Raw genomic sequence first — 26,749 nt, forward strand, 5'->3', positions numbered from 1 at the left:
GCGCCGCCCCGTGTTCAGCGAAACATCCGGAACCTGGTTTCATCTCTATGTCTTCACGCAAGATCGGGCTCAACCTGGTGGTCATCGTCGCCCTGGCCGCCCTCTTCACCGGCATCTGGGCCCTGTACAACCGTCCGGTCAGCGTACCGGACTGGCCGGAACGCATCTCCGGCCTCTCCTTCTCGCCGTTCCGCCTCAACCAGAACCCGCAGAGCGGCCGCTACCCCAGCGCCGAACAGATGCGCACCGACCTGGAACTGGTCGCCCGGCACACCCACAGCATCCGCACCTATTCGGTCCAGGGCGCGCTCGGCGACATCCCGGCGCTGGCCGAGGCGTTCGGCCTGCGCGTCAGCCTGGGCATCTGGCTCGGCCCGGACCTGGCCAGCAACGAGGCCGAGATCGCCCGCGCCATCCGCATCGCCAACGAGTCGCCGAGCGTGGTGCGAGTGATAGTCGGCAACGAGGCGCTGTTCCGCCGCGAGGTGACGGCGGAACAGTTGATCGCCTACCTCGACCGGGTCCGCGCGGCGGTCAAGGTTCCGGTGACCACCGCCGAACAGTGGCACGTCTACCGCGAATACCCGGAACTGGCGCAACACGTCGACCTGATCGCCGCCCACGTCCTGCCCTACTGGGAGGCTACGCCGGTGGCCGACGCGGTGGACTTCGTGCTCGAACGCGCGCGCGAACTCAAGGCCGCCTTCCCGAGGAAGCCGCTGCTGCTCGCCGAGGTCGGCTGGCCGAGCAACGGGCGCATGCGCGGCAGCGCCGAGGCGACACCCGCGGACCAGGCCATCTACCTGCGGCGCCTGACCAACGCGCTCAACGGCGAAGGCTACAGCTACTTCGTCATCGAAGCCTTCGACCAGCCCTGGAAGGTCAGCGCCGAAGGCTCGGTGGGCGCCTACTGGGGCGTCTACAACGCCGACCGCAAGGCCAAGTTCAACTTCACCGGGCCGGTGGTGCCGATTCCCAAGTGGCGCGCCCTGGCCATCGCCTCGGCGGTACTCGCGGTACTCGCCTTCACCCTGCTGCTGATCGACAGTTCCTCGCTGCGCCAGCGCGGGAGGACCTTCCTCGCCGTGGTCTCGTTCGCCTGCGCCTCGGTGCTGGTGTGGATCGCCTACGACTACAGCCAGCAGTACAGCACCTGGTTCAGCCTGACCGTCGGCGCGTTGCTGGGCGTCGGCGCGCTGGGGGTGGTCATCGTGCTGTTCACCGAGGCCCACGAGCTGGCCGAGGCGGTCTGGACGCGCAAGCGGCGCCGGCCATTCCTGCCGATCACCGCCGCGCAGGCCTATCGGCCCAAGGTGTCGATCCACGTGCCCTGCTACAACGAGCCGCCGGAACTGCTGAAGCAGACCCTCGACGCCCTTGCCCGCCTCGACTACCCGGACTACGAAGTCCTGGTGATCGACAACAACACCCGCGACCCGGCCGTCTGGCAGCCGGTCGAGGCGCACTGCGCGCGCCTGGGCGAGCGCTTCCGCTTCTTCCACGTCGCCCCGCTGGAAGGCTTCAAGGCCGGCGCGCTGAACTTCGCCCTGGGCCACGTGGCGGCGGACGTCGAGGTGGTCGCGGTGATCGATGCCGACTACTGCGTCGACCCCGACTGGCTCAGGCACATGGTGCCGCACTTCGGCGACCCGCGGATCGCCGTGGTGCAGTCGCCGCAAGACTACCGCGACCAGCACGAGAGCGCCTTCAAGCGGCTCTGCTACGCCGAGTACAAGGGCTTCTTCCACATCGGCATGGTCACCCGCAACGACCGCGACGCGATCATCGAGCACGGCACCATGACCATGATCCGGCGCAGCGTGCTGGACGAGCTGAGATGGCCGGAATGGTGCATCACCGAGGACGCCGAGCTGGGCCTGCGGGTGTTCGAGAAGGGCCTGTCGGCCGCCTACTTCGAGCGCAGCTACGGCAAGGGGGTGATGCCCGATACCTTCATCGACTTCAAGAAGCAGCGCTTCCGCTGGGCCTACGGCGCGATCCAGATCATGAAGCGGCATACCGACGCCCTGCTGCGCGGCCGCGGTCCCGACGGCAGCCGCCTGACCCGCGGCCAGCGCTACCACTTCGTGGCCGGCTGGCTGCCGTGGATCGCCGACGGCCTGAACATCTTCTTCACCCTCGGCGCGCTGCTCTGGTCGGCGGCGATGATCATCGTGCCCAAGCGCGTCGACCCGCCGCTGCTGATCTTCGCGATCCTGCCGCTGGCCCTGTTCGTCTTCAAGGTCGGCAAGATCCTCTTCCTCTACCGGCGCACCGTCGGCGTCGACCTGCGCGACTCGTTCTTCGCCGCCCTCGCCGGCCTGTCGCTCTCGCACACCATTGCCAAGGCGGTGCTGTACGGCTTCGTCACCCGCGGCATCCCGTTCTTCCGCACGCCGAAGATGCGCTCCAGCCACGGCCTGCTGGTGGCCCTGGCGGAGGCCCGCGAGGAAGTCTTCGTGATGCTCCTGCTGTGGGGCGCGGCGGCCGGCATCGTGGCGGTTCAGGGCGTGCCGAGCCGCGACCTGCTGATCTGGGTCGCCATGCTCCTGGTGCAATCGCTGCCCTACCTGGCGGCGCTGGTCATGGCCCTGCTCTCGTCGCTGCCGAAACCGCGCGAGGAACTGGCCGGCGGCGCCGAGCGGATCGGCGGTTGAGGTCGAGCGAGGCGTCGGGACAGCCGGCTCCGCTCGCCTAAACGGCGTCCCTTCGCCCGCGTTTATGCTTTAAGATTCCCCCTTTCCGCTCGACCCGCTCAGGATGCACTCCCCATGACCGCCTCTTCGCCGAGTCTCTCGCCGACCCTCGAACTCGCCTGCGAGTTGATCCGCCGCCCCTCCGTCACGCCCCTCGACGCCGACTGCCAGGCCCTGATGATGCGCCGCCTGGAAGCCGCCGGCTTCGCCCTGGAGCCGATGCGCATCGAGGAGGTGGACAACTTCTGGGCACGGCGCGGCGGCGACGGCCCGGTGCTGTGCTTCGCCGGGCACACCGACGTGGTCCCCACCGGCCCGCTGCAGGCCTGGCAGCACCAACCCTTCGACGCCCTGATCGACGACCAGGGCATGCTCTGCGGGCGCGGCGCGGCGGACATGAAAGGCAGCCTGGCGTCGATGATCGTCGCCGTCGAGCGCTTCGTCGCCGACCACCCGGAGCACAAGGGTGCCATCGCCTTCCTCATCACCAGCGACGAGGAAGGCCCGGCCCACCACGGCACCAAGGCGGTGGTCGAACGCCTCGCCGCACGCGGCGAGCGCCTGGACTGGTGCATCGTCGGCGAACCGTCGAGCACCAGCCTGGTCGGCGACGTGGTGAAGAACGGCCGCCGCGGCTCCCTCGGCGCCAAGCTGACCATCCGCGGCGTACAGGGCCATGTGGCCTACCCGCACCTGGCGAAGAACCCGATCCACCTGGCCGCCCCGGCGCTGGCCGAACTGGCGGCGGAACACTGGGACGACGGCAATGCCTTCTTCCCGCCGACCAGCTTCCAGGTTTCCAACCTGAACTCCGGCACCGGCGCCACCAACGTCATCCCCGGCGAACTGACCGCGCTGTTCAACTTCCGCTTCTCCACCGAATCCACCGTCGAAGGCCTGCAGAAACGCGTCGAGGCGATCCTCGACAAGCACGGCCTGGACTGGCACGTCGAATGGGCGCTGTCCGGCCTGCCGTTCCTCACCGAGCCGGGCGAACTGCTCGATGCGGTGGCCGCCAGCATCAGGGCGGTCACCGGTCGCGAGACCCAGCCCTCGACCAGCGGCGGCACCTCCGACGGACGCTTCATCGCCACCATGGGCACCCAGGTGGTCGAACTCGGCCCGGTCAACGCCACCATCCACCAGGTCAACGAGCGGGTCCTGGCCAGCGACCTGGAACTGCTCACCGAAATCTACTACCAGACCCTGGTGAGGCTGCTCGCCTGATGCTGATCTGCCCGCTCTGCTCCGCCGCCCTGGGCGAGGTCGACAACGGCGTCGCCTGCCCCGCCGGGCACCGCTTCGACCGCGCCCGCCAGGGCTACCTGAACCTGCTGCCGGTGCAGCACAAGAAAAGCCTCGATCCGGGCGACAACGCCGCCATGGTCGAGGCCCGTCGCCAGTTCCTCGGCGCCGGCCACTACGCGCCGCTAGCCCGGCGCCTGGCCGAACTGGCCGCCGAACGCGCGCCGCGACGCTGGCTGGATATCGGCTGCGGCGAGGGCTACTACAGCGCCCGGCTCGGCGAAGCCCTGGCCGGCGCCGAAGGCTATGCCCTGGACATCTCCCGCGAGGCAGTGAAACGCGCCTGCCGCCGCGCGCCGCAGTTGTCCTGGCTGGTGGCGAGCATGGCCCGGCTGCCGCTGGCCGACGCCAGTTGCGAGCTGATCGCCAGCGTGTTCAGCCCGATCGACTGGAACGAAGCCGTGCGCGTCCTCGCCCCCGGCGGCGGCGTACTGCGCCTGGGCCCGGCCAGCGCGCACCTGCTGGAACTGCGCCAGCGGCTCTATGACGACGTGCGCGACTACGCCGACGACAAGCACCTCGCCGGCCTGCCCGCGCAACTGCGCCTGCGCCACACCGAGACCCTCGAGTTCCGCCTGGCGCTGGACAGCTACGACGCGCGGGAAAACCTCCTGGCCATGACCCCGCACGGCTGGCGGGTCAACCCCGAGCGCCGCGCGCGAATCCTGGCCGAACCCTTCGAAGTCAGCGTGGCGGTGCGCTACGATTGGCTGCAACGCGACTGACCGTCCCCGAGGACCCCATGCGCCAACCGGATATCGAGATCTACCTGAAAGACGCCGAGCACGCGGCCGTCGCCGCCTGGCTGGAACAGGCGCTGGGGCCCTGCGGCCCATGGCAGGAGCACGGCCAGACCCTCAAGTGCACCGCCCGCGGCGAGCACGGCGCGGTGCGCGTCACCTGGCTGCCGAAGGCGGTGGGCAAGTGGCACAGCCTGTTCTTGGAGAGCGACAGCACGCCCTGGGACGACGACCTCGCCTGCGCCAGGGCCGCGCATGCCGCGCTCGGCGTGGAGATCCGCTGCGCGCCGGGCGGCTGGGAGGAAAACCAGGGCGAAGAGGACGCCGACCGCTGGCTGCGGGTCGACGCCGGGGGCGTCGAGGAAATTACCTGGCGCACCGCCTGAACGACGAAAACCCCGCGCTGCGAGGGGCCACCCAACGGGGGCCTGGCGGGGTGGATGCGCTGGATGACAAAAGCCCGTCTCGCGACGGGCTTTTGCTTGCGGGAATCAGACCTTGGAGACGTCTTCCGCTTGCAGGCCTTTCTGGCCCTGGATCACCGAGAATTCCACTTTCTGGCCTTCCACCAGGGAGCGGTGACCCTCGCCGCGGATGGCGCGGTAGTGAACGAATACGTCCGGACCGCTATCGCGTTGAATGAATCCATAACCTTTGGCGTCATTGAACCACTTGACGGTTCCGACCTCACGATCAGCCATTACCACACTCTCCAACTTGCAATTTTTTATAAGTGGCCTTCCCAATCCGGGAAGACTTCGACGGTTCGGCTGCGCAACGCTGTTCTTGTTATCCGACCCCGGCAAAATGCCGTTGGAGCGGGCATTTCGAATGGCGTTCCACTAGCCACCGCGTCCCGGAGTATAAACAAACGAGTCCAACTGAAAAGGACTTTTTTAGCCCCTGGCGGAATACTCGCCACGCCCGGCGGGACTGGCCTTTCGATATGTTTTCGCTACGCCTGGAATACGTCTGCGCATGCACTTGCAGATAGCTAGCCGCCATATTTCCGTCGGCTTTTCAGCGGTCGCGCAGACCCGCCTTGCGCGGCCAGGCCAGGGTGAAGCAGGCGCCGCCCAGAGTCTCGCTGCGGCCGATGGAAGCCCGGCCGCCATGCCAGTAGACGATCCGCCGGACGATGGACAGTCCCAGGCCATGCCCGCCGGAAGCACGGGTCCGGCTATCGTCCAGGCGTAGGAATGGCGTAAAGAGCCGCTCCCATTGCGCCTCCGGCACCCCCGGCCCGTCGTCCTCGACATCCACCCGGCAACGCTCCAGGCTGACCCGGTAGCTGATCCTGACCCGACGATCGGCATGCCGCAGCGCATTGGTCAGCAGGTTCTGCAAGGCCCGATGCAGGTAGCGCGGCTCGGCCTCGATCCAACTGCCCAGCTCCTCAGGCACCAGCGCGCCCTCCTCGCAACTGACCAGCACCTCGCGGCGCAGCGGAGCGATCTCCTCCACCACCTGGCGCACCAGCACGCCCAGCTCCAGGCGCTGGTAGGTCAGCGGCGGCGAGCCCTGTTCCAGGCGCGCGTAGGTGAGCATCTCGTCGACCAGCTTGTCGAGGTCCTGGATATCGTTATCCATGCCCTCCAGATACTTCAGGCGGGCGCCGTCGGTCTCGGCGGTCTCGATCATCTCCAGGCCGAAGCGCAACCGCGCCACCGGCGTGCGCAGCTCGTGGGACACCGCGCGAACCATCTCGCGCTGCACCGTCAGCAGCCGGTGGATGTGCTCGGCCATATGGTTGAAGGCCGCGCCCAGGCGTCCCACCGAGTCGCCTCCGCGCACCTCGACGCGAGTATCCAGGCTGCCGCGGGCGATCCGCGTGGCGGCCGCCTCCAGGCTGCGCAGGCGCTGCTCCAGACGACGCACCAGCAGGTAGGTGATCAGGCCGATGAAGCTCAGGCACAGCGCGCCGAGCAGCAACAGCAGCTGCGGCGGATAGGGGTTCATCTGGAACAGCGGGCCCAGCTCCAGCACCCAGGGCGTGTCGAGGATGCCGGCGAAGATGCGGATCGAGTCGCCGTCCTTGCCCAGCGCCATCACCGTGTCGCCCTCCACCACCCGCCGGCGCTGGTCGTCGTCGAGGTCCAGCTCCTTGACCTGGAGCAGGTGCACCGGGAAGCCGAAGCGCTTGTCGCGGACGATCCGCGCAAGGTGGTAAGGCTGTTCGCTGGCCGGGTAGCGCACCAGTTCGTCCATCAGCAGGTACACCGTGGCCCGCGCCAGTTGCTCGCTGACCTGCTGCACCTCGCCGCTGAGCACCAGGTTCTCGGCGGCGCTGGCCTGGGTATAGACGGTGACGGCGTGCTCGGCGGTCTGCTTCACCAGCACCTGGCCGTTCATCAGGCGCGCGCGGCTGCGTCCGTCCATCCGCAGCTCATCCAGCCCGTGCAGTTGCAGGGGAATACCCAGCAAGCGGCTCCACTGCGCCAGGGCGCGCTTGCGCTCGGTGGCGGTCATCGGTTGCAGGTTGTCGGCCATCAGGCGGAAGGTGCCGCGCGCCAGCTCCTCGCGGTAGTGCTCGCCGCGCACCTCGTTGATCCAGTGCAGGCCGAGCAGGCCCAGGCCGCTGACCAGCAGCAGGGCCAGGAGCATGCCGCCATAGATGCGCAGGAAGATGGATTTCATCGGCGAGCCCCCGGCCGCTGTCCGCTGCTGTTGATTCTGGCCGACCGGGACGCCCGCGCCCCGGCCCGCAGGAAAAAAGCGCCTCAGCCCTCGCCGACGAACAGGTAGCCCTTGCTGCGTACGGTCTTGATCAGCCGCGGGTGCATCGGGTCGTCGCCGATCTTCGGGCGGATCCGCGAGATGCGCACGTCGATGGAGCGGTCCTGGCCGTCGTACTCGATGCCGCGCAGGGCGTTGAAGATCTCCTCGCGGGAGAGAATGCGCCCGGCGTTCGCCGCCAGCAGCCAGAGCAGGTCGAATTCGGCGCTGGTCAGCTCGATGGTGGTCCCGTCCAGCCAGGCCTCGCGCATCGCGTTGTCGATCACCAGGCGACCGAACGCCAGGCGTTTGCTGTCCGCCGCCGGGGCGCCCGCTTCCGGCGCCTCGCTGCGCCGCAACAGGGCACGGATGCGCGCCAGCAGCACACGCGGGCGCACCGGCTTGCACACGTAGTCGTCGGCGCCCATCTCCAGGCCGAGTACCTCGTCCATATCGTCGGTGCGCGCGGTGAGCATCAGGATCGGACCGTCGAACTGCGGGCGCACCTGGCGGCAGATGGACAGGCCGTCCTCGCCCGGCAGCATCAGGTCGAGCACCACCAGGTCCGGGCGTTCGGCGAGGATACGCGCCGCCGCCAGTGCGCCGTTGGCTTCGATGTCGACCTTCAGGCCGTTGCCTTCCAGGTATTCCCGGGTCAGCTCGGCCAGGCGTCGATCGTCCTCGACGATCAGGATGCGCCAGGCTTCTTGCTCCACACAGCCTCCTCGTATCGCGGTCCCGGAGCCGCCGTGCGGCCCCCTCAGAGCGGCCCGCATTGTAGCCAATACGGGGGCCGCGCGGCAGCACGCGAGGAACATCTTGCAAACACTACATATTGTGGGTAGGGTGCGCGCCCCGAAAGGTTGGGGAGTAGGTCTGCGCCGGTGCTTTCCGAGGGCGACGAATGGCATTCTCCAGCGCTGCCGCGGCCTACGGACGCTTCCTAGGACTCACGCACAGAAGACCCACACTTTATCCACAGGTTTCCCCCAGACTGTCACCTTGCAAACACCCCATTAGCGCATTATCTTGTATCCCCATCGTCGCCACCCCCTATATCTTGGGTTTCGAGCGCACGAACGGCTACAACGGAACCAACCGCGCACGGACCACTCTGATGGCTCCGGCGGCTCCGCAAAAAAGCATTTTCCAGACGTACTGAAAGCATCGACGGCGCTCACCGCAAGGAGCCCTTCATGACGTTGGAAAAGCGGTACGGGTGTTGCAACGGACGCTGTAAACAGACAGTCAACACCACTAGGTATTGTGTTCGACGGCAAAACGCCACGAACCCGCCAGGGCCAGGGAGGCACTCACAGTCCCCACCCTCAGCATTCGAATGAAGCAGCCGCCGCGAGGCCGGCTGCCCGGCTCTTTATCGATTCAAGGGAATGGGCGCCCCGGCGCCCGCTAGCAAAACCATTACGAGAACGTGGAGATACCCACCCATGCATACCGACACCACACGCGAGAACCCGCAGGCCAGTGCGCCGCAGGCCGCCGATTCGTCGCAGGATCTGGCCGCCACCGCGCCGGGCCAGCTGCGCGTGATCAAGCGCAACGGCACCGTAGTCCCCTACACCGATGACAAGATCACCGTGGCCATCACCAAGGCGTTCCTCGCCGTGGAAGGCGGCACCGCCGCCGCCTCGTCGCGTATCCATGACACCGTGCGCCGCCTGACCGAGCAGGTCACCGCCACCTTCAAGCGCCGCATGCCGTCCGGCGGCACCATCCACATCGAAGAGATCCAGGACCAGGTCGAACTGGCCCTGATGCGCGCCGGCGAGCAGAAGGTCGCCCGCGACTACGTGATCTACCGCGAAGCCCGCGCCGCCGAGCGCAAGAACGCCGGCGCCGCCAGCGACGTCGCCCAGCCGCACCCGAGCATCCGCATCACCCGCGCCGACGGCAGCCTGTCGCCGCTGGACATGGGCCGCCTGAACACCATCATCAGCGAAGCCTGCGAAGGCCTGGCCGAGGTGGACGGCGCGCTGATCGAGCGCGAGACCCTGAAGAACCTCTACGACGGCGTCGCCGAGAAGGACGTCAACACCGCCCTGGTGATGACCGCGCGCACCCTGGTCGAGCGCGAGCCGAACTACTCCTACGTCACCGCCCGCCTGCTGATGGACACCCTGCGCGCCGAAGCCCTGGGCTTCCTCGGCGTGGCCGAGAGCGCCACCCATCACGAAATGGCCGAGCTGTACGCCAAGGCCCTGCCGGCCTACATCGAGAAAGGCGCCGAGTTCGAGCTGGTCGATGCCAAGCTGAAGGAATTCGACCTGGAGAAACTGGGCAAGGCCATCGATCACGAGCGCGACCAGCAGTTCACCTACCTCGGCCTGCAGACCCTGTACGACCGCTACTTCATCCACAAGGACGGCATCCGCTTCGAACTGCCGCAGATCTTCTTCATGCGCGTGGCCATGGGTCTGGCCATCGAGGAGAAGGACCGCGAGGCACGTGCCATCGAGTTCTACAACCTGCTGTCGTCCTTCGACTACATGAGTTCCACCCCCACCCTGTTCAACGCCGGTACCCTGCGTCCGCAGCTCTCCAGCTGCTACCTGACCACCGTGCCGGACGACCTGTCGGGCATCTACGGCGCCATCCACGACAACGCCATGCTGTCGAAATTCGCCGGCGGCCTGGGCAACGACTGGACCCCGGTGCGCGCGCTGGGCTCCTACATCAAGGGCACCAACGGCAAGTCCCAGGGCGTCGTGCCCTTCCTGAAAGTGGTCAATGACACCGCGGTCGCGGTCAACCAGGGCGGCAAGCGCAAGGGCGCGGTCTGCGCCTACCTGGAGACCTGGCACCTGGACATCGAGGAATTCCTCGAGCTGCGCAAGAACACCGGTGACGACCGTCGTCGTACCCACGACATGAACACCGCCAACTGGATCCCCGACCTGTTCATGAAGCGCGTCTTCGACGACGGCTCCTGGACCCTCTTCTCGCCGTCCGACGTCCCCGACCTGCACGACCTCTACGGCAAGGCCTTCGAGGAGCGCTACGAGTACTACGAGGCCCTGGCCAGCTACGGCAAGCTGAAGCTGCACAAGGTCGTCCAGGCCAAGGACCTGTGGCGCAAGATGCTCTCCATGCTGTTCGAGACCGGCCACCCGTGGCTGACCTTCAAGGACCCGTGCAACCTGCGCAGCCCGCAGCAGCACGTGGGCGTGGTGCACAGCTCGAACCTCTGCACCGAGATCACCCTGAACACCAACAAGGACGAGATCGCCGTCTGCAACCTGGGCTCGATCAACCTGGTCAACCACATCGTCGACGGCAAGCTGGACACCGCCAAGCTGGAGAAGACCGTCAAGACCGCGGTACGCATGCTCGATAACGTCATCGACATCAACTACTACTCGGTCCCGCAGGCGCAGAACTCCAACTTCAAGCACCGTCCGGTCGGCCTGGGCATCATGGGCTTCCAGGACGCCCTGTACCTGCAGCACATCCCCTACGGTTCGGACGCGGCCATCGCCTTCGCCGACCAGTCCATGGAAGCCATCAGCTACTACGCGATCCAGGCTTCCTGCGACCTGGCCGACGAGCGCGGCGCCTACCAGACCTTCCAGGGCTCGCTGTGGTCGCAAGGCATCCTGCCGATCGACTCGGAGAAGAAGCTGATCGAAGAGCGCGGCGCCAAGTACATCGAAGTCGACCTGTCGGAAACCCTCGACTGGGCGCCGCTGCGCGAGCGCGTACAGAAAGGCATCCGCAACTCGAACATCATGGCCATCGCGCCGACCGCGACCATCGCCAACATCACCGGCGTCTCGCAGTCGATCGAGCCGACCTACCAGAACCTGTACGTGAAGTCGAACCTCTCCGGCGAATTCACCGTGATCAACCCCTACCTGGTGCGCGACCTCAAGGCCCGCGGCCTGTGGGACCCGGTCATGGTCAACGACCTGAAGTACTACGACGGTTCCGTGCAGCAGATCGAGCGCATCCCGCAGGACCTCAAGGACCTCTACGCCACCGCGTTCGAAGTCGAGACCCGCTGGATCGTCGAAGCCGCCAGCCGTCGTCAGAAGTGGATCGACCAGGCCCAGTCGCTGAACCTGTACATCGCCGGCGCCTCGGGCAAGAAGCTCGACGTGACCTACCGCATGGCCTGGTTCCGCGGCCTGAAGACCACCTACTACCTCCGTGCCCTGGCCGCCACCAGCACCGAGAAGTCCACCATCAACACCGGCAAGCTCAACGCCGTGTCGGCCGGTGGCAACGACGGCCTGCAAGCCGCCCCGGCCGCCGAGCCGAAGCCGGCGCCGGTGCCGCAGGCGTGCAGCATCGATAACCCCGACTGCGAAGCCTGCCAGTGATCGCGCGTCGCTGAACGGCGTCCGTGTCGCGGCCGGGCAAGCCGGACTCCTCGCGTGGGTTCGGCCTGCCCGGCGCCTGACGGTCGCTCGTCCAGCGCCACGCTGGCAGCGCAAGGCCCCTCGCCAGGGCCAGGAACAATCCCCTTCTTCCCTCCGGGGGAGAAGAACGGCCCGGCCAGACCGTGCCGGACCACCGCTTTCGCGTGCACCTCACGCCCCATATCCAGGCCGCCGAGACGGCCGCCAGACCAGGAGAGAGCAAGATGCTGAGCTGGGACGAATTCGACAAAGAAGACCCGACCGAAGCCAAGGCCGCGCCCGCCGCCGCCCAGGCCGTTGCCCAGGGCCATGACAAGCTGGACGACGAAGCCGCCGGCTCGGTGGAAGAAGCGCGCGCCGTTTCCGCCGACGACTCCGACGCCGTCGCCCGCGCCAAGAAGGCCCTGAACGACCTCGACATCCAGGAAGGCCTGGACGACCTCGAAGGCTCCGCCGCGCGCGTGCAGGTCGGCGACAAGCAGATGATCAACGCCCGCGCCGACCTCAACCAGCTCGTCCCCTTCAAGTACGACTGGGCCTGGCAGAAGTATCTGGATGGTTGCGCCAACCACTGGATGCCGCAGGAAGTCAACATGAACGCCGACATCGCCCTGTGGAAGAGCAAGGACGGCCTCAGCGAAGACGAGCGGCGCATCGTCATGCGCAACCTCGGCTTCTTCTCCACCGCCGACTCCCTGGTCGCCAACAACCTGGTGCTGGCCGTGTACCGCCTGATCACCAACCCCGAGTGCCGCCAGTACATCCTGCGCCAGGCCTTCGAAGAGGCGATCCACACCCACGCCTACCAGTACTGCATCGAGTCGCTGGGCATGGACGAGGGCGAGATCTTCAACATGTACCACGAGATCCCCAGCGTGGCGAAGAAGGCCTCGTGGGGCCTGAAGTACACCCGCTCGATCTCCGACCCGATGTTCCAGACCGGCACCCCGGAAACCGACCGCCAGTTCCTGCGCAACCTGATCGCCTACTACTGCGTGCTGGAAGGCATCTTCTTCTACTGCGGCTTCACCCAGATCCTCTCCATGGGCCGCCGCAACAAGATGACCGGCACCGCCGAGCAGTTCCAGTACATCCTCCGCGACGAGTCGATGCACCTGAACTTCGGCATCGACGTGATCAACCAGATCAAGATCGAGAACCCGCACCTGTGGGACGCCCAGATGAAGGACGAGGCGACCCAGATGATCCTCCAGGGCACCCAGCTGGAGATCGAATACGCGCGCGACACCATGCCGCGCGGGGTGCTGGGCATGAACGCGGCGATGATGGAGGACTACCTGAAGTTCATCGCCAACCGGCGCCTGACCCAGATCGGCCTGAAGGAAGAGTATCCGGGGACCACCAACCCGTTCCCGTGGATGTCGGAGATCATGGACCTGAAGAAGGAGAAGAACTTCTTCGAGACGCGGGTTATCGAGTACCAGACGGGCGGAGCACTGAGCTGGGATTGAGATTCTCGATTTAGGTCAAGACCGTTAGACGCTGTCGCCGGAAAGGGATCTTTGGGGCAGCCGTAAAAATAAAAGAGCCCTGACACTCCAGGGCTCTTTTATTAAAATATATTACTTGAAAACAAAACCACTTAAGCATTTCTTTGCCCTAGCCAAGCTTGGCGAGCGCTCACAGGCCCTTTCAAATGACCAATCCCCCTCAACATAACTACACAAGTTAACATTATAACCAAGCCCAATAGGAGAGCTACTATTTTTAGCGGGTAACATCTCTTCCTTCAGGCTTCTTTTGCTAGACTTTTTGACTAGCTCTAGCAGTTTATCTTTGGGGTTAGCCAACTCATCAGGCGCTCTTGGAATCACAGCCTTGCTTACCCCCAGAAATTCCGAAAAAGACTCCGAATCGGCAAGAATCCACGATTCAATCTCTCGAACGGCAATACGAAATATCAAATTTTCAGACTTATTTTTAGGCAACCATTTCTTACGCAAGTCATATACGGTTCTTGACGTATCCAAATCAGTAAGCACAATCACCGGCATATAACTAGCAATAGAATTAAAAGCTTCCATCTTCTGCCTTAAATAGCCAAAACCCCGCCCCCCTAACCTAGTATGAACATTAAACCCCCTCCCCACCCCCTCAACAAGACGAACCAGAACACTCTCACTTACAGCATCCTCAGTAGCAATCAGAAAATCCATATTAAACCCTAATCAAAAAGAGTTCCCTGCAAAGTCAATTGAGGTCTAGCCTTAGGCAAAATCACCTCTGCCACAGTCAGCCCGCAATCAAGCATTTTCTTCTCCGCGCTATCTGGCTGCCGAACTCTGGTTCCTTTATCTGTAGGCTCCAACAAGAGAACGCCATTAGCATCAATCGGACTTTTCAAAAGTGCTTCGCTATGGGTACTTATTAGAACCTGCCTACGTTGCTTCGACTGCTTCTGAATCCTATCAATCATTAACGGAATCTTTTCTACAATTGCATCATTCAAGGAAAGCTCTGGCTCTTCCAAAAGCAGCAAGTTATCTCCATCCATCATTGACCACAAAAGACCAATGAGACGTAATGTACCATCAGAGAATTGCTCTTCAGTCTGCCAACCTGCATTCGGCCTCCAGTGCTCATACCGAGCCTGCAAGTGAGGTTTACCTGCTTCGTCCTTTATAAACTGGAGCTCCCTAAACTGCGGCAACGCCGCCGTAAGGGTTTTCTCGATCCGTTTCAATCTACTAACTCGTGTACGATCCTGCGTTTTAGCCAACCGCTCTAAGAAACCTTGACCGAACGGATCATCCTCCATAGCTCTGATTGCAATCTTCTCACCAAATCGCAGCAACTGCGGAACCAAATGTAAATACGTAGTTGCAGAAAAGAACTCACTCAGAGGCCTGAAGGATTGGTTAGCATTGATCTGTTCAAGATAAGTTTGAGTGAGCCTCAAACCATCCTGAACGTCATGTTTATCCGGACGGATAACCAAGACCATATTATCTTTTACCACCGACTCCTCTATAACAACTAATTTCTGTGCCCCTTTCCCCTCACTTTGAAAAGCCAGGGCATATTCCCACTTCGTCTGATTATCTTCCAGGTGAACTTCTATTCGCACAACAGGATCACGCCTGGCCTGTAAACACCGAAGTTTCTTAATCCCTCCTCTATCATTCACTGCCTTCTGAAGCCCACCGCCATTTGTTTTCGCCACATCACGCAGAAATCGAAAAACGTCTAAAAAATTTGATTTCCCCGCAGCGTTCGGCCCTAACAGATAGCATCTATCCGTTAAAGGAACATCCACCTCTCTAAAGTTAAGCCAATTCTTAAGCTTTAGTCTTACGACCTTCATAAAAACTCCTTTTCATCCTAGAAAGTGAACGAGACTATTTCAGAAAATTTTTCCTAACCATAAAAAACAAATCCATCAGATAAGAAAAATAGTCAGCCTGTAGTTATCATCTCAAGTCCGTAGCATAATGAAAACCCTTCTTTCGCCCCCGGCGAGTCACTTTTGCCAGTCGCGGCAAAAGTAACCAGAAGCGCTTGCCCCTGCATCCGGCCCCAGTAGCTTTGCGACTGGGGTTCCCTCCCTCCATCGCCGTTCCAGGGGCACGCCACCACGGTCCTTCGTGGACCGAGGCGACTTTCGCGGCCTCCTGCCGCTCAACCCCCTACACGACGATTCCGCTCGGCCTCCTGATGGGGCGGGCCGGAGCGTCGGATATTTCTCTGGAAGACGTAGGGCAAATCACGCAAAGCGTGATTCGCAAGATGGGGCAAAGCGGCTAAGCGCCAGACGACGCGGAACTGGTCAAAATGCCCTGTTCCATATGGTTTCTTTGATAGAGAAAGTCTTTCAACTTCGCTCGTTCAGCTCGGTTGTTTCGTCCCTCTTGCCGCAATAATCTGCCACCGGCGCCTAAGAAACGCCCAACTACCTAGCGGCCAAGCCGCTCCCGACAAGCAAGCGGCTTTTTTGAGTCTGCGGTACTCTCTCGCCCTCAAAAACCTCTGTAATGCCGGGAGTGGACTAATAAAAAACCCGAAAGGGAAATATGTCCGGCCCTCTAGCTAGGTAGTAGGGTTTCTTAGCTCCCGGCGCCCAGCTTTCAACGCTGTTTTGCCATCAGCAGAGGTAACGGAAATGCCTATCACCACCCTCATATCTCCACCCACATCGCTTCACCCCAGCACTTCCCCGGAGGTGCGCCATGTCTGACGCCCTCCTCCACCCCAGTTGTTTCACCCACCGCCATCGGGTCCTGCGCGCCGTGCTGCTGGATGAGGAAGGCTGGTTCGTACTCTCCGACCTGGTGCGACTGCTGGGCCGTTACCTAGGCGGTCGGGCGCCGGCGGCGTTGTGTGACGAGGCGCCGTGGCCGCTGGCGACGGCGGAACAGCGCGAGCGCTTGTTCGCCCTCTGTCATGCGCTGGAGCGGCATCTGGACACCGATCAGTGGCGGCTCGCCTGGCTCCATGACGAACGCCACGGGCCACGCCAGGACTGCCTGGTCAGCGAGTCCGGGCTCTATGCCTTGCTCTGGCTCGCCGTGCCCGGCGCGGCGCGGGGTTTGCGCCGTTGGGTCAGCGGCTCGGTGCTGCCACGCCTGCGCAGCCAGTCCCACCCCAAAACCACGCCCCAGCGCGCCGTGCTGCACTGGAAAACCGCCGAGATCGACACCCTGCACTGGCAAGGTAAGACCTGGATCCCCCTCTGCGACTGCCCCCAACTCCTCGACAGCCCACGCCCGCTGATCCGGGCCTGACCCCCGTCATACGCCCTGAAAGGAGTCAGGGCTTGTAACAACAGCACGACCTTTGGCAACCTTTCCCCAATGCCCCGGCACGCTCGTCTGTACAGATCCTAGGACTGGATTTCCAAGCCCTGTTGCTACCCAGAGCCCCGCAGAAATACCAAAGCCAAGGTCCTTCCAAAGCCCCTCGTTCGAATCGTCTGGTAACCAGACAAACGGCCCGGAGCACTTACTGAAACTTATGCCACCACCAATAGAGATCTAGATCACATTTTATTGTAAGCAGTGATGGCAAAGTCCCGCAGAGCGACACAAAGACCACTGGAAGTCCACTTGAATGGCTCACCAGAAACGCTATTCGACTAATGAGAGGAACATGGTGAGCGACAAGAAGTGGTGCGTTATCGCTGTAGCAGCGCTTTATCTGCTCAGTGGAATACTCTTGATAAGGTCTCCGATCAGCCTGCCCCCCTTCGTCGAAAGCGTATGGAGGTTCTACAGCAGCATTGGTTTCGATATGAGTCGAGACATTGCGCGAGCTGTCATACTCTCTCTGAGTCTTTCATGCTTGGCCCACGCATTAATAATACTCACGACTTATATCACCAATGGAGGGCTACCAAAGGTTCTCAGGGGGCATGAGCAGTATCTCTTCCTCAGAGCGCTGTTTTACCTTGGCCTTTGCATTCTGGGTATTGGGGCGATGGGAGACAATATATCCGCAAGGAGAACCTCTTCATTCAGCAAGGAACTATCGATTCTGCTGGGAGCTTCTATTCTGGGAGGAGTGGTTTGGACAGTGAGTGATTTGCTTGCGTCAATCATCCTGAAGTTTAAGAGGTGAGTACGACAGCCAACTCGCCTGGGGGCAATTCTCCAACGGTTCTCACCGCACCTCCACCCTAGTCGTTCACCCACCACCGGGCCTTGCGCGCCGCGCTGGCAGACCGCCGAGATCGACACCCTGCACCGGCAAGGCAAGACCTGGATCCCCCTCTCCGACTGCCCCCAACTCCTCGACAGCCCAAGCCCGCTGGTCCGGGTCTGACCCTGCCACATGCCCTGAAAGGAGTCAGGACTTGAAGCAACAGAGTGATCTTTTCTCCATGACTACTACAAATCTAGGCCTTTCCAGTAGTGCTCTCTTTATTTACAACTATCAGACCAAAGAAAACCACTCCACCAATAGCTGTCCAACTTAACAAAGAAGGCCCATGCAGTAGGGCCTTCCTCTAGAACTTGTAGCTAGGCGTAAACCCCAATAAAATACTCCAATCCAACCGGAAGTTTTTCGCCTAGAATCTCCTCAATCCTTACGACATCATTATCCTTGACGGGATATTCACCTTCAATATTCTCCCCTTTCTTCCAGCGCATCACCTCCATAACTTGCGAGATGCATCCGGAAGGAACGGCCTTTTCATACTTCAAGGAGTCATCATTTCCCGATGCTAGGTATCCAGAAATCAATACGGTCATGGTTCTACACTCCTTTTTGGATCAGCGGGTTTCGTGCGAGCACCTGTATTAGAATTAAACTCTCCCAAGTGCCGCCCTCTCTTGTCATACATTTCAACACTGCCATGCTGAGAGTCCCATTCATAGATATTCCCTTTTTTATCCTTCCAACGCTTACGCAACCCACCACCACCTTGAATAGAGGTTTTTGGCTTAGCTCTCAAGGCGTCGGGGAAGGCAGGTAGTGTTGCCGGAGCAGGATGGTAACTGTGCTCTCGGCTTATCATCACATAGATCGGCTTGATCCCCGAGTCGGCCGGGAAGCCGATGATCAGATCATCCGGTAGCGTCATCACTCCTGGATAGGTTTCTGGTTTGGCCTTCACCGGTGTAAGGGTCGCTCCCTCATATACCGGCACCGGCTTCGGTACGACCGGAGTGGTACTCGAAGGGTTCTGGTTTCCTGGAGGACTCGCCGGCGTCCAGGTCAGGATCAGTGGCGGCGCTTCTGCGGTCGTAGAGGGAACCGTAACCTCGTACAGGCCTGTCGTGGCATTGTAGGCCGCCATCCGGATCGGAACGGCTTTCGGAACGCTCACACCATCGGTGCTGACCACCGAAAGGGTCGTCGTGTTGCCTCGTGCCTCGTTGGTCAGGCGCATCGGCAGATCGACGGTACCGCTGGCTTTTGCAACCGCGTTCAGGTTTACGCTTGGGGGAAGCCCCAATTTAGCGGCATCCATGCCCAGGGCGTAACGAACGCTATCGGGCGTTTGGTCCTGCCATTGCTCGGCAGTCCGGGAGGAGTAGGTCAGACTGGCAAAGCCCACGGCCATCACCGAGGGTGCTGAAGCCAGGACCCGGCCCAGGACGGCAATCGCATCGGAGATCGCTTGAGCAAGGGATGCGGCGCCTTGTGCGACCTGGATCAGACCCCGGCCTGCGGCGGTGGCGACAACGCTGCCATTGGCCGGCATGGCATAGGTATTGGCAGCTCTTATCGCCGCTTGCTGGCGGGCCTGCTCTTCGGCTTTGCGTTTGGCCTCAGCCGCTGCTTGTTCACGCGCCTTGTTTGCTGCGGCCGCCTCAATACTTGCTTTGGCGGCGGTCAACGTATTCATGCGGATCTGGAGACTACTGATCGCTTCGGTGAAGAGTTTTACGTTATAAGCTGCCGCGAGACCTTCCATTTCCCTGTCGAGGAAGCGCATATAGGCTTCAGGTCCGTTAATATTGCCTTCTCGCACCGCTTGTTCACCGATCTCTTCCGCCGTACGGGTAAGGAAATTCTTTGCACCCAGGCTGGTAATCTTCTTCTGATTCAGCAGTAGTTTTTGATTCTTTTGCTGGAGGGCGTTTCCAACGATGGTCAGACTGCGGTTGATGACGTCCAATGGTGCAAGATTCTTTGCCGGACCAAGAGCGGCATCAGCCTTATCCAGCTCGGCTTGTACCGACGCCTCAAGTTTTTTCTCGGCATCTCGGAACTGAAGCTCGATCTCCCTGCGTTTTTCTTTAACCTGAAGAGGAACATAGCGTCTGGGGTCAACGCCCAGATCAGCATAACTTTCAAACTCTTGCCAGCCATTTTCAGTGGACGAATCCAAGCCGTGCTCTATAGGTCTGGCAATGGGGCCAATGCCGGTACCTCCCCCAGGGCCGTAATAAACGTCTCCGCTTGCCGTGACAGTTGTAGAGTTGAAGTGGATAAGGTCAGCAATGGGTCGTGCCATATGTATCTCCTACTTCCATGAGTGCATGGCTTATTATTTACGTCGAATTAGACTTTTTAAACGCCCCTTGCCAAATGAACGCCAATACACTGGAAATACACAGCAATCAAACTGCAATATCCCGTATCCAATGACCCAGAAGGCCCATCCTTGGCCATTCCCTTCTACGAAACGACCTCGTTTGCGCATGCGCCCATCCAGCGGTCATTTTCTGCACGAAAACCTCATCTACCCCTGCCAGTAACGGAAGCCGCATACCTTCGGTTCATTAACGAAGTCCCACCTTCAAAATTCATCCATGCCGCCCCTTCGCGAGCTTCCGGACAAAACCACCCTGATTGCGAGCCCAGCGTTTTTGATTGCAAGCCGCTGCACCTGGTCAGGCCATTTCCGCAGCGCATGAAGTCCTGGCCGATATACCGGCAGGGCCAGCCATCGTTCGACGAATAAAGCCACCTCAGCCATGATGCCCTTTCCATCCCCAGCGGAACCCCGACATGGACGCCAAAGCTCTGCTCCTCGGCAGCCTCTGCCTGGCCGCCCCATTCGCCGACGCGGCGACGCTCGACAATGCCCTCTCCGCCTGCCTCGCCGCCCGGCTCGGTGCACCGCACACGGCGGAGGGCCAGTTGCACCTGCCACTCACCCTTGAGGCCCGGCGCTCCACTGGCGAATGCGGCTGTACCTCAGCGCTGGTGCGATATCGGCTGCTGGCCAGGGGCGCCAGCGCCGACAGCCTCGTGCTTCAAGAGGGGCTGCTCGATAGTCGCCAAGACACGCCGCGCACGCTGACCCTGGCGGCGGACGCCGGCTTGGCGAGCGGCCGCGAACTGGTCGTCACCCTGGGTTGCCAGGCGCCTGACTGACAGGCCGGGCTGCCACCACCAGGCCGAGATGGACGCCCTGCATGCACACGCCGATCGGCAAGCCTCCCGTTCGCACATTCACCACTCTGCAATCCAGTTCATAAATCCCATAAAAGCCCTCTTCCGCTCCCCGCCAGCCTCCCCGCATCCCGCACCCTAGACGCCCCGCCGCTCTCCGCCGGCCCGCCCGACAAGAAAAACCAACCGCTCGATCAGCCTCATCCTTCACCCATCACAGGAGCCATCGCGATGCACCTGATACCCCATTGGATCCCCCTGGTCGCCAGCCTCGGCCTGCTCGCCGGCGGCTCGTCCGCGTCCGCCGCCGAGGAAGCCTTCGACCTCTGGAACGAATGCGCCAAGGCCTGCGTGCTCGACCTCAAGGACGGCGTGCGTTCCAGCCGCATGAGCGTCGACCCGGCCATCGCCGACACCAACGGCCAGGGCGTGCTGCACTACTCCATGGTCCTGGAGGGCGGCAACGACGCGCTCAAGCTGGCCATCGACAACGCCCTCAGCATCACCAGCAACGGCCTGACCATCCGCCTCGAAGGCGGCGTCGAGCCGAACAAGCCGGTGCGCTACAGCTACACGCGCCAGGCGCGCGGCAGTTGGTCGCTGAACTGGCTGGTACCGATCGGCCACGAGAAGCCTTCGAACATCAAGGTGTTCATCCACGAACTGAACGCCGGTAACCAGCTCAGCCACATGTCGCCGATCTACACCATCGAGATGGGCGACGAGTTGCTGGCGAAGCTGGCGCGCGATGCCACCTTCTTCGTCAGGGCGCACGAGAGCAACGAGATGCAGCCGACGCTCGCCATCAGCCATGCCGGGGTCAGCGTGGTCATGGCCCAGGCCCAGCCGCGCCGGGAAAAGCGCTGGAGCGAATGGGCCAGCGGCAAGGTGTTGTGCCTGCTCGACCCGCTGGACGGGGTCTACAACTACCTCGCCCAGCAGCGCTGCAACCTCGACGATACCTGGGAAGGCAAGATCTACCGGGTGCTCGCCGGCAACCCGGCGAAGCATGACCTGGACATCAAGCCCACGGTCATCAGTCATCGCCTGCACTTCCCCGAAGGCGGCAGCCTGGCCGCGCTGACCGCGCACCAGGCCTGCCACCTGCCGCTGGAGACTTTCACCCGTCATCGCCAGCCGCGCGGCTGGGAACAACTGGAGCAGTGCGGCTATCCGGTGCAGCGGCTGGTCGCCCTCTACCTGGCGGCGCGACTTTCGTGGAACCAGGTCGACCAGGTGATCCGCAACGCCCTGGCCAGCCCCGGCAGCGGCGGCGACCTGGGCGAAGCGATCCGCGAGCAGCCGGAGCAGGCCCGTCTGGCCCTGACCCTGGCCGCCGCCGAGAGCGAGCGCTTCGTCCGGCAGGGCACAGGCAACGACGAGGCCGGCGCGGCCAGCGCCGACGTGGTGAGCCTGACCTGCCCGGTCGCCGCCGGTGAATGCGCGGGCCCGGCGGACAGCGGCGACGCCCTGCTGGAGCGCAACTATCCCACTGGCGCGGAGTTCCTCGGCGACGGCGGCGACATCAGCTTCAGCACCCGCGGCACGCAGAACTGGACGGTGGAGCGGCTGCTCCAGGCGCACCGCCAACTGGAGGAGCGCGGCTATGTGTTCGTCGGCTACCACGGCACCTTCCTCGAAGCGGCGCAAAGCATCGTCTTCGGCGGGGTGCGCGCGCGCAGCCAGGACCTCGACGCGATCTGGCGCGGTTTCTATATCGCCGGCGATCCGGCGCTGGCCTACGGCTACGCCCAGGACCAGGAACCCGACGCGCGCGGCCGGATCCGCAACGGTGCCCTGCTGCGGGTCTATGTGCCGCGCTCGAGTCTGCCGGGCTTCTACCGCACCGGCCTGACCCTGGCCGCGCCGGAGGCGGCGGGCGAGGTCGAACGGCTGATCGGCCATCCGCTGCCGCTGCGCCTGGACGCCATCACCGGCCCCGAGGAGGAAGGCGGGCGCCTGGAGACCATTCTCGGCTGGCCGCTGGCCGAGCGCACCGTGGTGATTCCCTCGGCGATCCCCACCGACCCGCGCAACGTCGGCGGCGACCTCGACCCGTCCAGCATCCCCGACAAGGAACAGGCGATCAGCGCCCTGCCGGACTACGCCAGCCAGCCCGGCAAACCGTCGCGCGAGGACCTGAAGTAGCTGCCGCGACCGGCCGGCTCCCTTCGCAGGAGCCGGCCTTCTCGGGGCCTGGCCATACATCAGGTTTTCCTGATGCCAGCCCAATCGAATATGAATTCATCCTGATAGGTAATCCGCCTAACCTGCGTCTGCCACGCTTTCGCTCGTCCCGGAAGCGGCCATAACAATTCCAATAGCCGACGAGGACTCTCCATGCTCACCCATCGCATCGGTGGCATCCGCCTTTCCCCTTCCCCGCAGCGCTCGCCCGGAGACCGCCATGACTGATCTCCGCGATACCTCCCGCGACGAACGCCTGCTGGCGGCCCACGGCTATCGCCAGGAACTGGAGCGCGGGCTGAGCCTGTGGTCGTCCTTTTCCGTCGGCTTCGCCACCATCTCGCCGGTGGTGGGCATCTACTCGGTGATGTCCCTCGGCGCCATGAGCATGGGCCCCTCCTGGGTCTGGGTGGTGCCGCTGTGCCTGCTGCTGCAGTTCGGCGTGGCGCTGGTCTACGCCGAGCTGTCCTCGCAGTTTCCGCTGGCCGGCGGCTGCTACCAGTGGGTGCGGCGCCTGGTGGGCGACCGCCTGGCCTGGTTCACCGGCTTCCTCTACCTGGCTTCGGCGCTGGCCTCGCTGACCACCGTGGCCTACCTCGGCGGCTTCTGGCTCGGCCTGCTGGCGACCGGCGCGCCGCCGTCGGCCAACGGCCAGGTGCTCTGCGGCGCGCTGCTGCTGGCGCTGGGCCTGGCGGTGAACCTGCTGGGGATCAACCCGCTGAAGTACTTCGTCAATGCCGGGATCGTCGCCGAGGCCATCGCCTCCATCGGTATCGGCGTGCTGTTGCTGCTGTTCTTCCGCAACCATCCGCTCGACCTGCTGTTCAGCGGCCCGGGCGGCACAGGCGGTGCGGACGGCGCCTACCTGGACGGCGTGCTGACCGCGCTGGCGGTGGGCGGCTGGGCCTTCCTCGGCTTCGACGCCTGCTCGCAGATTTCCGAGGAAACCACCGATGCCCGCGTCTCCACTCCCCGGGCGATCCTGCGCTCGATGCTGGTGGTGGGACTCACCGTGATGCTCACCGCCTTCGCCGTGACCCTGTCCTACCAGGACATCGGCGCGGTGGTCAGCGGCCAGGTGGTCGACCCGGTCACCCCGGCGGTGGTGGACGCCTTCGGCGCCTGGGCCGAGCGGCCCTTCGTCGCAGTGGTGCTGATCGCCTTCGTCGCCTGCGTGGTGTCGGTGCAGACCTACATCGGCCGGGCGATCTTCGGCATGGCGCGCGACGCCATCCTGCCCGGCTCCGCCCTGCTGCGCCGGGTCGACCGGCGCAAGGTGCCGATGGCGGCGATGGTCTGCAGCACGCTGCTGGCCAGCCTAGGCCTGGCCCTGGGGCTGAACGCCACGGCGGTCGGCACGCTGATCGCGTTCGGCAGCGGCGGTTTCTTCGTGGTCTTTCTGATCGTCGCCGCCTGCGCCCTCTGGGCCCGCCTCGTCGGCCGCTGGGACCCGGACAAGGGCGCCTTGCGCCTGGGACGCGCGGGGCTGGCGGTGAACGTCCTGGCAGTCGCCTGGCTGTCGTTCGAGGCGCTCAACGTCGCCTGGCCGCGGGCCAGCCTCGCCCCGCCCGACGCGCCCTGGTTCCAGGTCTGGGCGGTGGTCGTGGTGTTCTCCGCGCTGGCCGCGTTCGGCCTGCTCTACATGGTCATCGCCAAGCCGCATCGGCGCATCGCCACCAGCCTCAGCTTCGCCGCTCCGCCGGCGGACTGACCCGCACGCGCCGGCCGTTCCGGCGCCTCCTCCGGTTGTTCCCGCACGCTGGCTTCGCGCCCGGCGGGGCCCGGATCATCCTGCTTTCACGGAGCATCGCCATGAGCGACCTGCATTACTGGAACTACCCCACCGATATCCTCTGCGGCGTCGGCGCCCTGGAACAACTGCCGAGGCGTTGCGCGCTGGCGGGCGCACGCCGGCCCCTGCTGGTCACCGATCCCGGCATGCTCGCCCTGGAGCCCCTGCGCCTGGTGCGCGAGTGCCTGGAACGCGCCGGCATCGACCATGACCTGTTCCACGAACTGTCGAGCAACCCCAGCCTCGCTGAAGTCCACGGCGGCGCCAGGCGCTTCGAGGCTGGCGGGCATGACGCGCTGATCGCTCTCGGCGGCGGCAGCGCCCTCGACGCGGCCAAGGGAATCGCCCTGCTCAGCCGCGATCCGCACGGCCTCGAACGCTTCGAATGGACCCAGACGCTGCGCAGCTATCCGACCCTCGCCGACTACCCGCTGCTCGGCCTGCCGCCGCTGCTGGCGCTGCCCACGACCGCCGGCACCGGCTCGGAACTGGGACGCGAGGCGGTGCTGACCGACACGCAACTGGGCATCAAGCGGGTCGTCGGCCATCGCGAGCTGCTGGCCGCCTGCGTATTCCTCGACCCGCGCCTGACCCGCGGGTTGCCGCCGGCGCTGAGCGCCGCCACCGGCATGGACGCCCTCACCCATCACCTGGAGGCGCTGTTCTCGCCGCTCTACCATCCGATGTCGGCGGGCATCGCCCTGGAAGGCGTGCGCCTGGTCAGGCAGCACCTGGAAAACGCCGTGCGCGACGGCAACGACCTCGCCGCCCGGGAAGGCATGCTGGTAGCCTCGGCCAGCGCCGCAGTGGCATTCCAGAAGGGGCTTGGCGGGGTCCACGCCCTGGCCCACCCGCTGGGCGCTCGCCATCACCTGCACCACGGCCTGCTGAACGCCGTGCTGCTGCCCTACGTTCTGCTGGCCAACCGCCCGGCGATAGAAGCCGACGCCGCGCGCCTGGCGCGCTACCTGGAACTCGACGAAGCGAGCTTCGACGGCCTGCTGGCGTGGATCCTCGAACTGCGCGCGCGCATCGGCATCCCGGCGAACCTCGCCGCCCTCGGCCTGGATGGCGAGGACGCGCAATGGGTGGGCGAGCAGGCGCTGGCCGACCTGTCGTCCTCGGCGACCAACGCCCTGCCGCTCGATGCCCGGGATTATGCGCGCATCTACCGCCAGGCGGTGGCCGGGACTCTCGCCTGAGCGCTCAGGACCCCAGGCCGTGGACCTGCAGCAGGTCGTCGATGAAGGCGCGGGCGGCTTCGCTGAGGGGGCGCCCGGCATAGACGATCATGCTGTGCTCCACCGGGTAGCTCAGCCGCTCCGGCAACAGCGCGCGCATCCGCCCACGCTCGATCCAGGCTTCGGCGTAATGGGTCGGCAGGTAGCCCAGGTGGGTGCCGGCCAGCACGGCATGGGCGACCGCTTCCATGTGGTAGGCGGTGGCGCGGCTGCGCGACGGGCGTAGCGGCAGGACCAGGTTTTCCGGCAGGAAGCCATGCATCACCCAGTCACAGGCGGCGATCCGCTCCAGGGTCGGCTGCGCCTCGGCGAACAGCGGATGGCGATCGCCACAGAACACGCCGATCTCTTCGCGATACAGCGGGCGGTATTCGAGGCTCGGCCGCAAACGGCTGAAATAGGAAATCGCCAGGTCCAGCTCGCCTTCGATCACCGCCAGTTCCAGCTCGGTGGGCGAATTGACGAAAAGGTTCAGCTGGACATCCTGGTCGCGCCGCTGGAAGCGCGCCAGCGCATCGCCGAAACGGGCCTGGGGCAAGGTCGCGAGATTGTCCGCCAGGCCCAGGTACAGCTCCCCGACCAAACGTCCGGACAACGCCTGCGCCTGGTCGCGAAACAGGCCGATGGCGTCGAACATCGTTCGCGAAGCCTCCAGCACCCGGCGACCCTTGGCGGTCAGTCGGAAGCCGCCCTTGCCGCGCTCGCAGAGCCGGTAGCCGAGGCGCTTCTCCAGGCTGGCGATGTGCATGCTGATGTTCGACTGGCTCATGTTCAGCTCGGCCTGGGCCGCGGTGAAACCGCCGCACTTCACCACGCAGGCGAAGATGCGCAATAGACGCAGGTCTAGGTCGGTGACGTTTCTCAGCATGGCGGTCCGATCCGGCGCGAG

General features: G+C 63.7%; 19 protein-coding genes and 1 pseudogene. 12 read left to right on the forward strand and 8 right to left on the reverse strand.

Annotation, left to right across the window (positions count from 1 at the left end):
• Nucleotides 1-47 precede the first annotated feature (47 nt).
• The 4 genes from ndvB (at nt 48) to AC1RB9_RS19800 (ending at nt 5,127) form a co-directional block, all read left to right on the forward strand.
• Complete coding sequence (gene ndvB / locus AC1RB9_RS19785; RefSeq protein ID WP_003449096.1) at nt 48-2,657, forward strand: glycosyltransferase NdvB; 2,610 nt, start codon at nt 48-50, stop codon at nt 2,655-2,657.
• Between the two features lie 114 nt (nt 2,658-2,771).
• Nucleotides 2,772-3,923 carry a succinyl-diaminopimelate desuccinylase gene (dapE, locus tag AC1RB9_RS19790; RefSeq protein WP_003082377.1) on the forward strand — a complete coding sequence of 384 codons (1,152 nt, stop codon included), beginning with the start codon at nt 2,772-2,774 and terminating at the stop codon, nt 3,921-3,923.
• The gene (locus AC1RB9_RS19795; protein ID WP_003101808.1) at nt 3,923-4,726 is read left to right on the forward strand and encodes a putative RNA methyltransferase; all 804 of its coding nucleotides are present in this window, start codon (nt 3,923-3,925) and stop codon (nt 4,724-4,726) included. The genes dapE and AC1RB9_RS19795 overlap by 1 nt, the downstream gene beginning before the upstream one ends.
• 17 nt (nt 4,727-4,743) lie before the next feature.
• On the forward strand, nt 4,744-5,127 hold the full coding sequence (locus tag AC1RB9_RS19800) for a hypothetical protein (protein ID WP_003082373.1): 384 nt from the start codon (nt 4,744-4,746) through the stop codon (nt 5,125-5,127).
• 105 nt (nt 5,128-5,232) lie between these two features.
• Here the strand turns inward: AC1RB9_RS19800 and AC1RB9_RS19805 are convergent, their stop codons facing one another.
• The 3 genes from AC1RB9_RS19805 to AC1RB9_RS19815 all read right to left on the reverse strand — a co-directional run bounded on the left by AC1RB9_RS19805 (nt 5,233) and on the right by AC1RB9_RS19815 (nt 8,172).
• Complete coding sequence (locus AC1RB9_RS19805) at nt 5,233-5,442, reverse strand: cold-shock protein (RefSeq protein WP_003082372.1); 210 nt, start codon at nt 5,440-5,442, stop codon at nt 5,233-5,235.
• Nucleotides 5,443-5,761: 319 nt separating this feature from the next.
• Nucleotides 5,762-7,378, reverse strand: a complete 1,617-nt coding sequence (locus AC1RB9_RS19810; RefSeq protein WP_003449089.1) for an ATP-binding protein — start codon at nt 7,376-7,378, stop codon at nt 5,762-5,764.
• An 83-nt stretch (nt 7,379-7,461) separates the two neighbouring features.
• Nucleotides 7,462-8,172 carry a winged helix-turn-helix domain-containing protein gene (locus AC1RB9_RS19815; RefSeq protein WP_003082360.1) on the reverse strand — a complete coding sequence of 237 codons (711 nt, stop codon included), beginning with the start codon at nt 8,170-8,172 and terminating at the stop codon, nt 7,462-7,464.
• A 732-nt stretch (nt 8,173-8,904) separates the two neighbouring features.
• Here AC1RB9_RS19815 and AC1RB9_RS19820 point away from each other — a divergent pair.
• Both AC1RB9_RS19820 and AC1RB9_RS19825 read left to right on the forward strand, forming a co-directional pair.
• On the forward strand, nt 8,905-11,796 hold the full coding sequence (locus tag AC1RB9_RS19820; RefSeq protein WP_003082358.1) for a ribonucleoside-diphosphate reductase subunit alpha: 2,892 nt from the start codon (nt 8,905-8,907) through the stop codon (nt 11,794-11,796).
• 263 nt (nt 11,797-12,059) lie between these two features.
• Entirely contained in the window at nt 12,060-13,307 is a 1,248-nt protein-coding gene (locus tag AC1RB9_RS19825) for a ribonucleotide-diphosphate reductase subunit beta (RefSeq protein WP_003086547.1), read from the forward strand.
• Nucleotides 13,308-13,418: 111 nt separating this feature from the next.
• Here AC1RB9_RS19825 and AC1RB9_RS19830 read toward each other — a convergent pair whose 3' ends face one another.
• Together AC1RB9_RS19830 and AC1RB9_RS19835 are read right to left on the reverse strand one after the other, a co-directional pair.
• Nucleotides 13,419-14,012 carry a DUF4276 family protein gene (locus AC1RB9_RS19830; RefSeq protein WP_071535981.1) on the reverse strand — a complete coding sequence of 198 codons (594 nt, stop codon included), beginning with the start codon at nt 14,010-14,012 and terminating at the stop codon, nt 13,419-13,421.
• An 8-nt stretch (nt 14,013-14,020) separates the two neighbouring features.
• Nucleotides 14,021-15,160: an AAA family ATPase gene (locus AC1RB9_RS19835; protein WP_023088929.1), complete on the reverse strand. Its 1,140-nt coding sequence runs from the start codon at nt 15,158-15,160 to the stop codon at nt 14,021-14,023.
• Between the two features lie 862 nt (nt 15,161-16,022).
• On the opposite strand from AC1RB9_RS19835, the gene AC1RB9_RS19840 reads away from it, so the two are divergent.
• Nucleotides 16,023-16,577, forward strand: coding sequence for a BRO-N domain-containing protein (locus tag AC1RB9_RS19840; protein WP_003449084.1), 555 nt, complete (start codon nt 16,023-16,025; stop codon nt 16,575-16,577).
• Between the two features lie 364 nt (nt 16,578-16,941).
• Entirely contained in the window at nt 16,942-17,409 is a 468-nt protein-coding gene (locus AC1RB9_RS19845; RefSeq protein WP_003449081.1) for a hypothetical protein, read from the forward strand.
• A 401-nt stretch (nt 17,410-17,810) separates the two neighbouring features.
• On the opposite strand, the gene AC1RB9_RS19850 is transcribed toward AC1RB9_RS19845, so the two are convergent.
• Nucleotides 17,811-18,044, reverse strand: coding sequence for a pyocin S6 family toxin immunity protein (locus AC1RB9_RS19850; RefSeq protein ID WP_003449079.1), 234 nt, complete (start codon nt 18,042-18,044; stop codon nt 17,811-17,813).
• Between the two features lie 14 nt (nt 18,045-18,058).
• Nucleotides 18,059-19,756 (reverse strand): annotated as a pseudogene (locus AC1RB9_RS19855) (S-type pyocin domain-containing protein); the annotation flags it as partial.
• A gap of 497 nt (nt 19,757-20,253) precedes the next feature.
• On the opposite strand from AC1RB9_RS19855, the gene AC1RB9_RS19860 reads away from it, so the two are divergent.
• The 4 genes from AC1RB9_RS19860 (at nt 20,254) to AC1RB9_RS19875 (ending at nt 25,821) form a co-directional block, all read left to right on the forward strand.
• A complete protein-coding gene (locus AC1RB9_RS19860; protein WP_003112477.1) occupies nt 20,254-20,622 on the forward strand; it encodes a DUF2195 family protein in 369 nt (122 codons plus the stop codon).
• Between the two features lie 249 nt (nt 20,623-20,871).
• Nucleotides 20,872-22,788 carry an exotoxin A gene (gene toxA, locus AC1RB9_RS19865; RefSeq protein WP_003449071.1) on the forward strand — a complete coding sequence of 639 codons (1,917 nt, stop codon included), beginning with the start codon at nt 20,872-20,874 and terminating at the stop codon, nt 22,786-22,788.
• Between the two features lie 259 nt (nt 22,789-23,047).
• Complete coding sequence (locus AC1RB9_RS19870; protein WP_003109081.1) at nt 23,048-24,538, forward strand: APC family permease; 1,491 nt, start codon at nt 23,048-23,050, stop codon at nt 24,536-24,538.
• Between the two features lie 101 nt (nt 24,539-24,639).
• Nucleotides 24,640-25,821: an iron-containing alcohol dehydrogenase gene (locus tag AC1RB9_RS19875; protein ID WP_003101834.1), complete on the forward strand. Its 1,182-nt coding sequence runs from the start codon at nt 24,640-24,642 to the stop codon at nt 25,819-25,821.
• Between the two features lie 4 nt (nt 25,822-25,825).
• On the opposite strand, the gene AC1RB9_RS19880 is transcribed toward AC1RB9_RS19875, so the two are convergent.
• Nucleotides 25,826-26,728, reverse strand: coding sequence for a LysR family transcriptional regulator (locus tag AC1RB9_RS19880; protein ID WP_003101835.1), 903 nt, complete (start codon nt 26,726-26,728; stop codon nt 25,826-25,828).
• Nucleotides 26,729-26,749 lie beyond the last annotated feature (21 nt).

It is taken from the genome of Pseudomonas sp. 20-5 (genome assembly GCF_056782835.1).